Here is a 13746-nt window from a genome sequence, read left to right as displayed (position 1 = left end):
GCGCCGCGGTGCCCGCCGACGAAGCCGCAAGGCTGAAAACCGAACTGACGCCGCTGGGCGGCGAGAAGGCCGGTAACAAGGACGGCTCGATTCCGGCATGGAGCGGCGGCTACACCACCCCGATCGCCGGCGACAAGGCCGGCGGCCGCCGCGGCGATCCGTTCAAGGACGAGAAGCCGCTGTTCTCCATCACAGCCAAGAATGCGGAGCAGTACGCCGACAAGCTCACCGACGGCACGCGGGCGCTGCTGAAAAAGTATCCATCCACCTACCGCGTCGACATCTACAAGACCCACCGCACGGCAGCGGCGCCGCAGTGGGTGTATGAGAACACGCTCAAGAACGCGACCCGCGGCAAGCTGGAAGGCGGCGTGCCGCGCGGCGTCTACGGCGGCATTCCCTACCCGATCCCGAAGACCGGCGAGGAAGTCATGTGGAACCACATGCTGCACTGGCGCGGCACGTCGTGGAAGTTCGCCAATAACTGGTACCAGCTGACGGCGGACGGCCGCCAGTGATGGTGTCGGATACCGCGGGCGACCAGCAGTTCCCTTACTACTACCAGGACGGCAACGTCGACAGTTTCGAGAAGGGCGACGGCGTATTCTGGAACGTCCGCATCCGCAACCTCGGTCCGGCGCTGCGTGCCGGCGAAGCGCTGCTGGCCCACGAAAACGTCGATGCCAGCAAGCTGCAGACCTGGGTCTACCTGACCGGCCAGCGCCGCGTGCGCAAGCTGCCGAACGCCTGCTGCGACGCGCCGACCCCGGCGGCGGCCGGCGTGATGAGCTTCGACGAGATCTACACCTGGACCGGCCGCCTCGACCGCTTCAACTGGAAGATCGTCGGCAAGAAGGAAATGTACATCCCGTACAACAATAACCTGTTCATGCAGCCGAAGACCGATGCCCAGGTGCTTGGCAAAAACCACTACAACCCCGAGTTCATGCGCTGGGAACTGCACCGCGTATGGGTAGTGGAAGCGACGCTGCGCCCGGGCCAGCGCCACCAGGCGCCGAAGAGCCGATACTACTGCGACGAGGACACCTGGATCTGCGTGCTGGGCGACCGCTGGGATGCCGGCGGCCAGCTGTGGAAGACCCTGTGGTCGCAGGTCTTCGTCGCGCCCGACCTGCCGGGCCTGGTAATCGGCTCGAACGGCTTCAACGACCTGCTGTCGGGGGCGGCCTTCGTCGGCCAGCTGTATAACAGCAAGCCGGGCCAGGTCACTCTGCAGAAGCGCCTTCCGGACAGCCACTTCAGCCCGGAAGCGATTGCGGGCGAGAGCGTACGCTGATCCACCGGAGCTGATGCGATGATCGAATGCGTACGCAAGACGGCCAGTGCCATATTGCTGGCAGCCCTGTCCGGCGCGGCCTGCGCCGCCGCCAGTTTCCCAGCGCTGGACCGTCCCGCCGTGCAGGTGAAGGCGCCGGAACGCCAGGTGCTGCTGGCGGCGGCCCAGGCCGGAACACGCGTCGTCGCGGTCGGCGAGCGCGGCCTGGTGGTGCTGTCGGACGACGCCGGCGCCAGCTGGCGCCAGGCCCGCGCGGTACCGGTCAGCACCACGCTGACCGCCGTGTCCTTCCGCAGCGCGCAGCTTGGCTGGGCGGTGGGACACGGCGGGGTGGTGCTGCACACCCGCGATGGCGGCGACACCTGGACCAGGCAGGCCGACGGCGCCAGCCTGGCCAGGGCTCGCTGCAGGCCGCAGAACAGGCGTTGCGCGAGGCGCCCGGCAGTGACTCGGCGCAGCGGGCGTTGAAGGAGGCGAGGGCGCTGGTGGCCGACGGCCCGACAAGCCGCTGCTGGACGTGCACTTCCGGGACGCTTCGCGCGGCTGGGTGGTGGGCGCTTACAACCTCGTGTTCGAGACCCGCGATGGCGGCGCGCACTGGGAAAGCATCGGTGCGCGCCTCGACAACCCGCGTGCGCTGCACCTGTATGCCATCCGTGCGCAGGGCGAGTCCGTGTTCATCGTTGGCGAACAGGGCCAGATGCACCGCTCGCTCGATGGCGGCCAGACCTTCACGGCCTTGCCAAGCCCCTACAAGGGCAGCTGGTTTGCCCTGGCGCTCGGCGGCGACGGCACGCTGGTGGCAGCCGGTATGCGCGGCAACGTGTTCCGGTCGGCCGACGGCGGCGACAACTGGCAGCCTGTCCTTGGTGCGCCGCCGCTGTCGGTCATGAGCGCCACGGCCCTGCCGCAAGGCGGCGTGCTGCTGGCGAACCAGGCCGGCCAGCTATTTGCCAGTCAGGCCGGCGCCACCCTCAAGCCGCTGGCCGCGCCGCCGATGCCGCCCCTTGCCGGGCTGCTGATCCTGAAAGACCGCTCCCTGCTCGTGCTCGGGGCCGGCGGGGCACTGCGCGTGCCTGCGCCTGACTACAACGGAAGTTCGAAATGAATGTGACACCTCACCAATCCGAGCCGGTCGTGCGCGACCTGGCCTCGTTCGATCCCGCGTCCGGCTCCCGGGTCGAGCGGGCATTGTTCAACCACCGCGGCCTGGTCGGCCTGCTTTGCCTGCTGGTGACGATCGTGCTGGGCTGGCAAACGACACGGCTGACGCTGTCGGCCAGCTTCGAAAAGACCATCCCCACCGCCCATCCCTACATCGCCAATTACCTGGAACACCAGAACGACCTGCAGGGCTTGGGCAATGCGGTGCGCATCGTGGTGGCCAACCCCAACGGGACCATCTACGACGCCGGCTACCTGCAGACCCTGCGCGACCTCAGCGACGAGCTGTTCCTGGCGCCGGGCGTGTCGCGGCGCGGCATGAAAAGCCTGTGGACGCCGAGCACGCGCTGGACCGGCGTGACCGAGGACGGGCTCGAAGGCGGGCCGGTGATCCCGGACGGCTACGACGGATCGGCCGCCAGCCTGCAGCGGCTGGAAGCGAACATCGCCCGTTCCGGCGAAATCGGCCAGCTGGTGGCGCGCGATGCGAAGTCCGCCGTTATCTACGTGCCGCTGCTGGCCACCGGCCCGGACGGCGAGGCGCTCGACTACGCGGTGTTCGCGCAGAAGCTGGAACAGCTGCGCACCAAATATGAAGCCCAGGGCGTGAAGATCCACATCACCGGATTCGCCAAGCTGGTGGGCGACCTGATCGATGGCGTGCGCTATGTCGTGATGTTCTTCGCCATGGCGGTGCTGATCGCCGGCGCCACGCTGTACTGGTACACGCGCTGCATCCGTTCGGCGCTGCTGGTCGTGGCCAGCTCGCTGGTGGCGGTGGTGTGGCAGCTTGGCCTGCTGCCGTTGCTCGGCTATGCGCTCGACCCGTATTCGATACTGGTTCCCTTCCTTGTCTTCGCGATCGGCATGAGCCACGGCGCCCAGAAGATGAACGGCATCATGCAGGACATCGGCCGCGGCACCCACCGCCAGGTGGCCGCGCGCTACACTTTCCGCCGCCTGTTCATGGCCGGCCTGGCTGCGCTGCTGGCCGACGCGGTCGGCTTCGCGGTACTGCTGGTGATCGACATCCAGGTGATCCGCGAACTGGCGGTCGCCGCCTCGCTCGGCGTTGCGGTACTGATCTTCACCAACCTGATCCTGCTGCCGATCCTGCTCTCGTACACCGGTGTAGGCACCAGGGCGGCCGCGCGCAGCCTGGCCGCGGAGGAGGGGGACGCAAACGGCGCGCCGAAGCAGAAGCTGTGGGCATTCCTGGACCGCTTTACCGAACGCCGCTGGGCCGGTGCGACGGTCGCAGTGGCCGCGCTGATGCTGTTCGGCGGCATAGCCGCCAGCACCCGGCTGTCGATCGGCGACCTTGATCCGGGTGCGCCTGAGCTGCGCCCGGACAGCCGCTACAACCGCGACGTCATGGCGGTCAACGCTGCCTACGGCGCCTCGAGCGACGTACTGGCGGTGATGGTGCGCACGCCCGATGGCGGCTGCACCGCGGTCGACACCGTGCTCAAGGTCGACGAACTCGAATGGCAGCTCAGGCAGCTCGACGGCGTGGAGTCGACCAACACCGTGGCGCTGCTGAACCGGCGCGTGCTGACCGGGCTGAACGAGGGCAACCCGAAGTGGTACGAAATGCTGCCCAGCCAGGACATGATCAATACGATCACCTCGAACGCGCCGCGCGGGCTGTACAACGACACCTGCAACCTGCTCACGCTGTATGTCTACCTGCGCGACCACAAGGCGGAAACGCTGACCCGGGTGGTCGAGCACGTGAAGGGCTTTGCCGCCGCCAACGATACGGAGTCGGTCAAATTCCTGCTGGCGGCAGGTTCCGCGGGCATCGACGCGGCCACCAACATCGTCGTCAAGGACGCGTGGAACAAGATGCTGTGGCTGGTCTACGGCGCCGTCGTGGTGCTCGCCTTCGTGGCCTTCCGTTCCTGGCGCGCGGTGGTTGTGGCTATCGTTCCGCTGGTCGTCACCTCCTTCCTCACCGAGGCCTTGATGGTAGCGCTGGGCATGGGCGTGAAAGTGGCGACCTTGCCGGTGATTGCGCTCGGCGTGGGCATCGGCGTCGACTACGCGCTCTACATTCTGTCGGTGATGCTGGTAGCGCTGCGCCAGGGCCTCAGCCTGTCCGAGGCCTACTACCGCGCGCTCCTGTTTACCGGGAAGGTCGTGATGCTGACCGGGATTACACTGGCCATAGGCGTGATCACCTGGATGTTCAGCCCCATCAAGTTCCAGGCCGACATGGGCTTGCTGCTGGCATTCATGTTCCTGTGGAACATGCTCGGCGCCCTGGTGCTGCTGCCGGCGCTGGCCCACTTCCTGTTGCGGCCGGCCGCCACGGTGGCCGCGGTGACGCAGCCAAAAGTACGCCGGCAAGAATTTTTCAATGAGAAAGAAACGGTTCAATGAAGACGCTACCACCCCTCAGCCACCACGTCACCGGAAAAGCCGGCGCGCCCTGGCTGACCTTTATTCCCGGGATCGGCAACGATGCGACCTTCTGGAGCGCGCAAGCGGCACATCTGGCCGGGAACTTCCAGGTCCTTACCTTCGATCCCTGGGGCCATGGCGCAAGCCCGCCGCCGCCGGCCGGCTGCCGCTTCGACGATGTCATGCAAGGCGTCGTGCAACTGTGGGACAGGCTCGGCGTGCAAAGTTCGCATGTGGCGGGCCTGGGCTTCGGCGGCTCGGTCGCACTGGCGCTGGCCTTGCGCCATCGCCAGCGCGTGACGGGCGTGGCCGCATTCTGCTGCCGTCCGCGCCAGCCGGATGACCGGCGCGAGTTCTGGCGCGGGCGGCTCGCCACGGCGCGCGCCAACGGCATCGACGCGCTGGCCGACACCACGGTCGACCGCTGGCTGAGCGCCGAGTTCCGCGCAGCGCATCCCGCCGTCGATGCACAGCTGCGTGCGATGATGAAGCGCACCAGCGTCGACGGCTACTGCGCCTACGTGGAAGCGTTCATCGAGATGGATTTCGAAGCCGGCATGGCCGACATCAAGGTGCCGACCCTGCTGGTGGCGGCCGAATTCGACCATGGCGGCGGTCCAGTGGAGGCAATGCGGGGTATGGCGGCACGCATTCCGGGCTCCGGATTCACGGTGGTGCAGGATAGTGGCCACATCTGCAATTTCGAGGCGCCCGAACGGACCGGCGCCATACTGGCCGCATTCCTCGGCACGGGAGACAAGCAATGAATACAGTCCTGAACAAAGTACTGGTGGTCGGCGGCGGCTTTGCCGGCATGTCGGCCGCCATCGAGCTGCGCAAGCGCGGCGTGGCGGTCGACCTGGTCGAAATCGATCCCGACTGGCGCAATTACGGCGCCGGCATCAGCATCGGCGGTGCGACCTTGCGCGCCTTCCGCACGCTGGGTGTGCTGGACCGCTTCCTGGAGGAAGGCTATGCCTGCGACGGCATCGACATCCTGGCGCCGGGCGGGCAGTTGCTGGCCCAGCTGCCGACACCGCGCATTGCCGGCGCCGACGTGCCGGGCAGCGGCGCGATCATGCGGCCGGTGCTGGCGAAGATCCTTGCCGACGCCACCCGCGCTTCCGGCGCCACGGTCCGCCTCGGCGCCAGCGTGCGCTCGGTGCAGCAGGATGAGGATGGCGTCGACGTCGTATTCACCGATGGCGGCACAGGGCGCTACGACCTGCTGATCGGCGCCGACGGCCTGTACTCGACAATGCGGCCGATGCTGTTTCCCGATGCGCCGAAGCCGCGCTACAGCGGGCAGGGTGTCTGGCGCGCGGTGCTGCCGCGGCCGGCGCATGTGGTGCGCACCATGCTGTGGAGCGGGACCGGGCTGAAGGTCGGCCTGAATCCGGTATCGCAGGAGGAGATGTACCTGTTCGTCAATGAAAACCGGCCGGTCAACGAGTTCGTACCGCCGGAACAGTTCGTGGGCTTGCTGAAAGCGATGCTGGCCAGGTTCCCGGCGCCGCTGCTGCAGGAGGCCAGCGCGCAGCTGAACGAGAAATCGCTGGTGGTGTTCCGCCCGCTGGAAGGTATCCTGGTGCCGCAGCCGTGGTTCCGCGGACGGGTCGTACTGATTGGCGACACCGTGCATGCCACCACGCCGCACCTGGCGTCGGGCGCCTGCATCGGCATCGAGGATGCCATCGTGCTGGCCGAAGCGCTGGCCGGCAGCGGCAGCGTGCCGGAAGCGCTGGCGCAATTCCAGCAGCGGCGCTGGGAGCGCTGCCGCATGGTGGTCGAGAACTCGTGGCGGCTGGGCGAGATCGAGATCAGCGGCGGCGACAAGGAAGAGCATACCCGCATCATGCGCGAATCGTTCGCGGCGCTGGCGGAACCGATCTAAGAAAAGTCGAGGAAATGAAATGCAGATGCTGAAAGATCATGTAGTACTTGTGACGGGCGGCGGATCCGGGCTGGGACTGGGCGTCGCCCGCTACTGCCAGGCCGCCGGCGCCGAGATCGCGATCATGGAGGTTTCCGCCGACAAGGCGGCACGCCTGCGCGAAGAGTTCGGGCCGGGCGTGCTGGTCGTCCAGGGCGACGTCACCAGGCTGGCCGATCTCCAGGCCTGCCATGATGCGGTCCTCGCGCGCCATGGCAGGCTGGATGCGTTGATCGGGACGCAGGGTATTTTCGACGGCAACGTGCCGCTGATGGACACCGCGCCCGAGCGCATCGATGCGCTGTTCGACGAGATCATGCATGTGAACGTGAAGGGCTACGTGCTGTCGGCGCGCGTGTTCCATGACCTGCTGCGCGCCAGCGAAGGGGCGATGGTGTTCACTACCTCGACCGCGGCCTACGCCGCCGACGGCGGCGGCGTCGCCTACACGGCCAGCAAGGGCGCGATCCGCAGCCTGGTTGGCCAGTTGGCGTTCGAGTTCGCGCCGCACGTGCGGGTCAACGGCGTGGCGCCGGCCGGCATCGCCAACAGCCAGTTGCGCGGCCCGCGCGCGCTCGGACTCGAAGCGCAGCGGCAGTCCGACATTCCGAAGGACGCCTTCCTGGCGATGTTCCAGTCGCTGAGCCTGATGCAGGACTTGCCCACCGCCGAAGACCACGGCCCGCTGTACGCTTTCCTGGCCTCGCGCCATAACAAGATCATGACCGGCCAGACGGTGGTGGCCGACCAGGGCCTTCTGAATCGTCCAGTCCTGACGCGCAAGGCCTGACAGCATTCATAAAAAAATAACGCCCGGCCCTTCATCGAGGGGCCGGGCGTTTTTCTTCAAACCGCGATCCGGTCAAGGCGCCGGTTATTCGCCTTTGCCCATCTTGTAGAAACAGGCGGCAGCGGCAATGGCCAGCATGACGACGCCGATCCCCAGTCCGCTGTAGCCCACCGCCATCACCAACGTTCCGCCGAAGACCGGTCCTATGGTCGAACCGATCATCACCATCGCGGGCGTCGCGGCCAGCGAGCGGCCGCTCGGGTCTAGCCTCGCGAGCAACCCGAACAGGAAGGTGTGGACGAACAGCATCGGCGTCGTCACGAGCGCCACGCCGATGGCGTAGGTCTCGATGCCGGGAAGCTGGGTGATCGCGGTGATGATCGCGATGTGGACGACGATGCCGGCCAGGATCGCGGACTCGGCGCGTACGCGCTTCTCAAGCAGCGCCGCGAGCGGCGTGGGCATCAGGTTGCAGAAGCCGATCGCCATCAACACGGTCGACACCAGCGCGATCGAATAACCGCGATCGATGCCGATACGCTCGATGAACGGGAAGATCATCGATTGCGCCATGCAGAAGATGCCCATGCCGATCATGCCGGCCCAGACGCGCGGCGACAGCTTGCCGGCCGCCGCGTGCTGCGATGCAGCCTGCACCCGCGCACGCGGGAAGGCGCATGCCGCCAGCAGCGCAGCCACCGCCATGACGGCCCCGAACACCAGGAACAGCGCATGCCCGCTGGCCGCCGCGATGATGGCCTTGCCGCTGCCGAGGATGACGATGCCGAAGCACGCGAGCGTCAGGCCGGCGAAGGCGAACAGCCGGTGCGGCCTGATGCTGCGTCCCATCGTGCCGTGCACCATGGTCAGTGCGCAGCCGGCACCCAGTCCGCCCATCAGGTGCAGCGCGAGCATGGCCAGGTAGTTGCTGGTCATCGCCAGGCCGAAGAAGGCGAGGGCGCCGACGCCGAAACCGCCGGCGGCAAGCAGGCGCGCCGGCACGCGGCCGAAACGCGGGGCCAGGAACATGCTGCTGACAACCTGCCCGGAGAGGAACAGCGTGGCCAGCAGGCCGGCCTTCTGTGGATCGAGCTGGAACCAGCCGACCAGGTTGGCGCCTACCCAGACGGGCAGGGCAACCAGGTCGAGCATGCCTGCGCAATGCCCGACCAGCAGGGAGGCGATACTGGCGCGGGAAAAGCCGTCGCTGGCGGCGGTTTCTTCGTGCGCTTCTTGCGCCTCGGCGCCGTGGCCGAGCGGGGACACTGAGATATTTTCCATGGACTGCTTTCGGCTAGGACGTGATGCTGACGTTCTCGCCGCGCTTCAGGCGTTCCATGCGCGCCGCGATGTCGCCGTCGACGTAGTACAGCTCCGTGTAGCACCCGATCGCGTCGCGCGTGTCGAAGTAGGCCCAGCGGCAGTTGCCGAAAGGCCCCTCGAACAATCCCGCCATCGACTTTTCGATGCCCAGTTCGAGGTAATGCGCTTCGGCCTGGCGGTACTCCTGTTCGTTCTCCATGCGGAAGCCGATGTGGTGCGGGCCAGGTCCGTTCGCATCGAGCCAGTCCTTGTAGACGCTGTCGCCGCCGTCGTGGCGCGCCAGTTCGATCAGCGTTTCGCCTGCGAAGCCGTAGGCGCAGCTGAACTGGAAGTTGCCTGGCTTGCCGCGGTACTCCTTTTCAGTCTGTTCCTTGGCCAGGTCGTAGGCCACGTTCCATGCCTCGATGCCGTTGGCGCGGCTGAAGAAGTCGACTGCCTTGTCGATGTCCTTCACCACGAAGCAAATCTGGTCGAACTTGCGGCCCAAAATATTCTTGATCGATGTATCCATGTCTGTCTCCATTTATTGAAATCAGGTTTTTACCGTCGGGCGGTCAAAGGAATACGCCGAGGTTCGGCGTGGTCAGCACGGCTTCGGTCAGCAGGGCCGTGCGCTTCAGCAGGCGGACGCCGTCTTCGGTGAGGCGCAAGTGGTCCTGGCGCCTCACCGGGATGATGTCGCCGCGCTCGTCGTGGCCGCGCTGGCGGTACAGGATCATGGCGCTTTCGACCAGGATCACGTCGCTGCGGTCGGTGCGTTCGACCAGCAGGCTGCCTACCACCCGCAAGGTGCGTGACGGCGGCGTTTCGGCCCAGCCGGCGCCGCATTCGAGGCGCTTGATGCGCACGTGGATGTGCTGCTTGTTGTCCTTGATGCGGTACGAGCCGTCCTCCACTTCGTCGGCGAAGGACAGGCGCGACTGCCGGATCGGTACGAAATACTCGACCTGCTCGTCGAGCAGGGCGTACCAGTCCCAGAAGCGGCGTTCGTCGAGAATCTTGGCCTCCCTGGCCAGGAATTCCTGGGCGATGGCATTCAGTTCGAATGTCGAGTGGTCTCGCGCGTTCATTTGCATGTCTCCTTGCTGCATTCTTCGCCGGCGCTCATGTCCCTGTCGTGAACATCCTTGTTGCTCATTTCCTTCACCCACCGGCGCCAGAAAAGCTCCTGCAGGTATTCGCCGTAGATCGACTTGTGGAACTTGCCCGGTCCCTTCCACGCGGGATCGGGGCCGCCGCGCTTCTGCTGGTAGTGCAGCATCAGGCCGTCGCGGCGGTTCCACGGGCTGGCGGCCGCCTTGGCGATGCCTTCCCATACCGCGGTGTCGTCCTGCTCGAAGATGCCGCCGGAGCCGAAGCCGAACTGGCCTGCGAGGTAAGCTTCCTTCGCCTGTTCGTCGGAGACGAAGGCGTATTCGAAGTGCCAGGTCCACAGTTCCATCACGCCCGGGGCGACCGGCTGCCACATGCGGATCATCGTGAACGGCACCGGACGGCCGCCCAGAGTGGCCGGCTGCGGGAAGCGCAGGTAGCTGAGGTTGGGGAAAATCGTGCCGATGGTCGGCGGCGCGTTCTTGATCATGTCGATCTGCACCTCGTCGAACCGGGACAGGTCGAACTGCTCGCGGATCTCCTTCGGGTACGCCCACATCTCGAAGTCCGGGCCCCACTTGGTCAGCTCGTGGCCGATGAAGCTGTGGCCATTGTCGAATTCGTAGCCGCGCGCGATCGTGCTGACCTGGCGCACGTCGGGAATGAATTCGGTCAGGCCGGCCGACAGGTGCGCGGTGCTGACGTGGTAGGCGTCGCCGCAGAAGTTCTCGGCGCCGCTTTTCCAGTCGGCGCGGACCTGGAAGCGCTCGGGCAGGCCGAGTGCGCGCATGCCTTTCGGATGCAGGCCGACGATGGCGTCGAGCGCCCACGCGGCGTTGCCGAGGTAGTCGCGCAGCGTGGTCTTGTCCTCGGACAGCGAAGCGAAAATGAAGCCGTGGAAGGTGTCCACTTTCGGCGCGCGCTTCAGGCCCCATTCCTTGCGGTCGAAGTTTTCGTAGGCGTCGTTGAAGTGGGGAGCGCCTGCGAACTCGCCTTTCAGGTTGTAGGTCCAGCCGTGGTACGGGCACTTGAAGTGGCGCGTATTGCCCTTGTCCTCATGGCAAAGCTCGCTGCCGCGGTGGCGGCAGTGGTTCAGCATGACGTTGATGCCGTTCTCGGCATCGCGGGTCACGATGACCGAATCGAGGCCGATCTTGCGCTGCACGAAATCGCCGGCGTTGGGAATCTCGGACTCGTGGCCGAGGAATACCCAGCACTGGCCGAAAATGCGCACCATCTCCGCGCGGAACACGGCGTCGTCGCAGAACACGTCGACCGGCAGCAGGCCCTGATCCATTCCGGAGTCGACCCGTTTGACCAGGTCGTCAAGGTCCTTGGTTTGGCCTCCTGATGATATCGGAATGAATTTGTACATGATCCTTGTCTCCTTCAATTAATATAAAAATGGTCCTGCTTGATGCGGTACTGCTGTTAGTTCCTGCCTGCCGCCTTGCGCGATGCCTTCCAGCGCCGTTCGCCGTAGCACGCCAGCGCGTCCGCCACCGAGGCGGCCCGGCCCAGTTCCTGCGCGAGGATGATCGCGTCGTCCATGCCCAGGCAGGCGTCGGGCGTAAAGCGCGCGGTGGTGCCGTGCACGGCGTCGCCGATCAGCAAGGCGCGGCCGACATGCCACGGCAGGGGAAGGTCCAGGTGCTCCAGCGCGTGGCGGGATGGTTGCGAGTCGTTGCCCAGCCGTGCCGCAAGGTCGCGCACGGACCGGGTCGGAAAACCGTCCAGCAATTCGCGCAGCCTCGCCAGCACCTGGCGCGGGGCCACCGGGTCGAGGGGCGGGCGCATTTCCCTGACCGACAACAGCATCAGGTTGTCCGAGACCGGATGCAGTTCCACGTCGACGCCTGCCTCGCGCCATGCGGCCGTGCGTTGCTGGCCGGCCGGTTGCGGCAGCACGGCGCACCAGTGAACCTGGCCGCTGAACGCCGGGCGGGGCGCGCCGCGCAGCACCATCTCGCGCATCTTCGAATGCACGCCGTCGGCGCCGACCAGCAGGTCGTAGCGTGCGCCGCGCGCATCGCTGAACTCGACGTCGACGCCTTCCGGATCCTGCCGGAAGGCCTTGACGGTGGTGCCAAGGCGTACGTCCGCGCCGGCCGCGATCGCCGCATCGGCCAGGATCCTGGCCAGTAGCGGGCGTGGAACCGCCGTGCCCGCGGTGTGGGCAAGGTAGCGGTCCAGGATCCCCAGCGCCTGGAAGGACTGGCGCGCTTCGCTGCCGATGTTGATGGCGGCGCCGCCGGAACCCCAGGCGGGGTCGATCTCCACCACGTCGACTTTCGATGCCGCGCTTGCGCACTCGATCGCTGCGGCCTTGGCCGGAAAGCCGGGCGCCGACCACCAGGGCGTTCTGTATCAGCGGGCTGTTTTCATGGAATTTCGGCCAGCAGTGGGCCGTCCTCGCTGATGGTTTAAGGGCACGCCGTCGAGCGCCTGCCCGAGGCAGGGCCTGCAGGCAATCGCCCGAGGCGATGTCGAACTGGGCGCCGTGCGCGAAGAGACGATGCGCGTGGCAGGACTTGTTGGATAGGCATGGCGGCGTAGGGCAGCCGGGGCTGGCCCCCTCATGCGGCAGCGTCGTTGCACCCGTGGAAGCTGTACCGAGCCCGCACCAAACGAATAGCGTGTCGCTCCCCGTCATGCGGGTCGAAACCGCGCGCGCTGCGCTCGGGAAGATCCCCGGCCTGGCAAAGTGGCACGAGCTTGTCCATGGATCGACATCCGGTGCTGCGCGTTAAACCTGTGGCTGCCCGCCGGCCGGTGGCGGCCCGCCGACCGGCGCCCATTTTTCGCGCGCCTGGAACAGGAAGATTTGCGTGGACTCGGCCTTGGCCGGCATTTCGCGCGGTACCCAGTGCTCGTCGTGCAGGTCCATGTCGGCGTCGTACTCGAAGCGGCATCCCAGCGGGCTGTTGAAGTACCAGAACCAGTTCGAGCCCATCGTGTGGCGGCCAGGCCCCAGAAACTCTGGTAGCCCTTGCCGGCGAATTGGGTGCCGGCCAGGAAAACCTCATTCGGCCCGCCAAGGTGGAACGCCAGGTGCTCGATGCCTTGCATGTGCGGCGGCGTCTTGATCAGGAAGAGGGTGTGGTGCTCCAGCGTTCCGGCTGGCTGGAGGAAGGGGCCCGCGCCGACCAGCTGGTCGGTGCAGCGGAAGCCGAGGCGCTTGATATAGAACGCTTCACCCTTGTCCGAGTCGGGCACGAACAGGGCGATATGCGACAGCGAGCGCACGCGCGGTATGGCCGCGGTGTCGACGCCGACCTGGTTTGGCGCGCGCTGCGGCGGCGCGCCGGCGGCGTTGATCGGTTCGGCGGCCAGTGCAAGCGGCTTGCGCGCCGCCACCTGGAACCCGAGGCAGAAGCCCAGGTCGTCCAGCGCCTCGATCGAGCCGTCCGCCAGCTGGCGTACTTCGCGGTCCTTGCGCAGTTCCTGTGCGATGGCGTCGACCGTGGCGGCGTCGGCGACGCCGTAGACGGTCTTGCGCAGGGCATTGCCGCTGGCGAGCGCAGGGGGCAACCGCGGGTCATCGTTTTGGGCGATGACGATCGCGGTGCCGTCGAGGGCTTCGAAGCGGCCGCCGGCGGCGCCTGCATCGACTGGCGTGAGACCATAATCGGTCAGGTATTGCGTGGCGGCGGCGACGTCGTCGACACCGAAAATCAGGGCGTCTGGTCCGATAATGTTCATCTGTATCTCCTGTTGGAACCTTGAAAACTTATGGCCTCA

13 protein-coding genes and 1 pseudogene are annotated in these 13746 nt (G+C 66.4%); 8 read left to right on the top strand and 6 right to left on the bottom strand.

Translation table 11 applies throughout. From position 1 onward, the window contains the following. The 8 genes from D3872_RS26940 to D3872_RS03810 form a co-directional block, all read left to right on the top strand. On the top strand, window positions 1–518 hold a 518-nt coding region (locus D3872_RS26940; RefSeq protein WP_274381682.1), incomplete at its 5' end, for a DUF1329 domain-containing protein. Then, the gene (locus tag D3872_RS26935) at window positions 518–1297 is read left to right on the top strand and encodes a DUF1329 domain-containing protein (protein ID WP_274381681.1); all 780 of its coding nucleotides are present in this window, start codon (window positions 518–520) and stop codon (window positions 1295–1297) included. The genes D3872_RS26940 and D3872_RS26935, both read left to right, overlap by 1 nt. An 18-nt stretch (window positions 1298–1315) precedes the next feature. Then, window positions 1316–1765 (top strand): WD40/YVTN/BNR-like repeat-containing protein, encoded by a 450-nt coding sequence (locus tag D3872_RS27375; protein WP_220476874.1) that lies wholly within the window; start codon window positions 1316–1318, stop codon window positions 1763–1765. 49 nt (window positions 1766–1814) lie between these two features. Further along, window positions 1815–2405 carry a WD40/YVTN/BNR-like repeat-containing protein gene (locus D3872_RS27370; RefSeq protein ID WP_220476872.1) on the top strand — a complete coding sequence of 197 codons (591 nt, stop codon included), beginning with the start codon at window positions 1815–1817 and terminating at the stop codon, window positions 2403–2405. After that, the gene (locus D3872_RS03825) at window positions 2402–4846 is read left to right on the top strand and encodes an efflux RND transporter permease subunit (protein ID WP_119809550.1); all 2445 of its coding nucleotides are present in this window, start codon (window positions 2402–2404) and stop codon (window positions 4844–4846) included. Before D3872_RS27370 ends, D3872_RS03825 begins: the two co-directional genes overlap by 4 nt. Next, window positions 4843–5634, top strand: a complete 792-nt coding sequence (locus D3872_RS03820) for an alpha/beta fold hydrolase (RefSeq protein ID WP_119809549.1) — start codon at window positions 4843–4845, stop codon at window positions 5632–5634. Before D3872_RS03825 ends, D3872_RS03820 begins: the two co-directional genes overlap by 4 nt. Beyond that, window positions 5631–6761 (top strand): FAD-dependent oxidoreductase, encoded by a 1131-nt coding sequence (locus tag D3872_RS03815; protein WP_119809548.1) that lies wholly within the window; start codon window positions 5631–5633, stop codon window positions 6759–6761. The genes D3872_RS03820 and D3872_RS03815 overlap by 4 nt, the downstream gene beginning before the upstream one ends. 19 nt (window positions 6762–6780) lie before the next feature. Further along, window positions 6781–7590: an SDR family oxidoreductase gene (locus tag D3872_RS03810; RefSeq protein WP_182915669.1), complete on the top strand. Its 810-nt coding sequence runs from the start codon at window positions 6781–6783 to the stop codon at window positions 7588–7590. Window positions 7591–7674: 84 nt separating this feature from the next. Here D3872_RS03810 and D3872_RS03805 read toward each other — a convergent pair whose 3' ends face one another. The 6 genes and pseudogenes from D3872_RS03805 to D3872_RS03780 all read right to left on the bottom strand — a co-directional run bounded on the left by D3872_RS03805 (window position 7675) and on the right by D3872_RS03780 (window position 13707). Further along, window positions 7675–8871, bottom strand: a complete 1197-nt coding sequence (locus D3872_RS03805) for an MFS transporter (RefSeq protein ID WP_229459146.1) — start codon at window positions 8869–8871, stop codon at window positions 7675–7677. A 13-nt stretch (window positions 8872–8884) separates the two neighbouring features. Then, window positions 8885–9424, bottom strand: a complete 540-nt coding sequence (locus D3872_RS03800) for a VOC family protein (protein WP_119809547.1) — start codon at window positions 9422–9424, stop codon at window positions 8885–8887. Window positions 9425–9467: 43 nt separating this feature from the next. Then, window positions 9468–9983: an aromatic-ring-hydroxylating dioxygenase subunit beta gene (locus tag D3872_RS03795; RefSeq protein ID WP_119809546.1), complete on the bottom strand. Its 516-nt coding sequence runs from the start codon at window positions 9981–9983 to the stop codon at window positions 9468–9470. Next, window positions 9980–11380 (bottom strand): aromatic ring-hydroxylating oxygenase subunit alpha, encoded by a 1401-nt coding sequence (locus D3872_RS03790; protein WP_119809545.1) that lies wholly within the window; start codon window positions 11378–11380, stop codon window positions 9980–9982. Before D3872_RS03790 ends, D3872_RS03795 begins: the two co-directional genes overlap by 4 nt. A gap of 56 nt (window positions 11381–11436) precedes the next feature. Continuing rightward, window positions 11437–12288 carry an FAD-dependent monooxygenase gene (locus D3872_RS03785; RefSeq protein WP_182915668.1) on the bottom strand — a complete coding sequence of 284 codons (852 nt, stop codon included), beginning with the start codon at window positions 12286–12288 and terminating at the stop codon, window positions 11437–11439. 463 nt (window positions 12289–12751) lie between these two features. Further along, a pseudogene (locus D3872_RS03780) lies at window positions 12752–13707 on the bottom strand (VOC family protein). Window positions 13708–13746: the final 39 nt, after the last annotated feature.

Origin of the sequence: Massilia cavernae, assembly GCF_003590855.1 — a bacterium.
Taxonomy (GTDB): domain Bacteria; phylum Pseudomonadota; class Gammaproteobacteria; order Burkholderiales; family Burkholderiaceae_D; genus Telluria_A; species Telluria_A cavernae.
This window is presented reverse-complemented; position numbering and strand designations above follow the sequence as displayed.

Excerpts from the sequence above, each read along its gene's own strand:
- D3872_RS03810 (WP_182915669.1), top strand. The coding sequence starts at position 6,781 with ATGCAGATGCTGAAAGATCATGTAGTACTTGTGACGGGCGGCGGATCC.
- D3872_RS03800 (WP_119809547.1), bottom strand. The coding sequence starts at position 9,424 with ATGGATACATCGATCAAGAATATTTTGGGCCGCAAGTTCGACCAGATT.
- D3872_RS03825 (WP_119809550.1), top strand. The coding sequence starts at position 2,402 with ATGAATGTGACACCTCACCAATCCGAGCCGGTCGTGCGCGACCTGGCC.
- D3872_RS03790 (WP_119809545.1), bottom strand. The coding sequence starts at position 11,380 with ATGTACAAATTCATTCCGATATCATCAGGAGGCCAAACCAAGGACCTT.
- D3872_RS03805 (WP_229459146.1), bottom strand. The coding sequence starts at position 8,871 with ATGGAAAATATCTCAGTGTCCCCGCTCGGCCACGGCGCCGAGGCGCAA.
- D3872_RS03820 (WP_119809549.1), top strand. The coding sequence starts at position 4,843 with ATGAAGACGCTACCACCCCTCAGCCACCACGTCACCGGAAAAGCCGGC.
- D3872_RS03795 (WP_119809546.1), bottom strand. The coding sequence starts at position 9,983 with ATGAACGCGCGAGACCACTCGACATTCGAACTGAATGCCATCGCCCAG.
- D3872_RS03815 (WP_119809548.1), top strand. The coding sequence starts at position 5,631 with ATGAATACAGTCCTGAACAAAGTACTGGTGGTCGGCGGCGGCTTTGCC.
- D3872_RS26935 (WP_274381681.1), top strand. The coding sequence starts at position 518 with ATGGTGTCGGATACCGCGGGCGACCAGCAGTTCCCTTACTACTACCAG.
- D3872_RS27375 (WP_220476874.1), top strand. The coding sequence starts at position 1,316 with ATGATCGAATGCGTACGCAAGACGGCCAGTGCCATATTGCTGGCAGCC.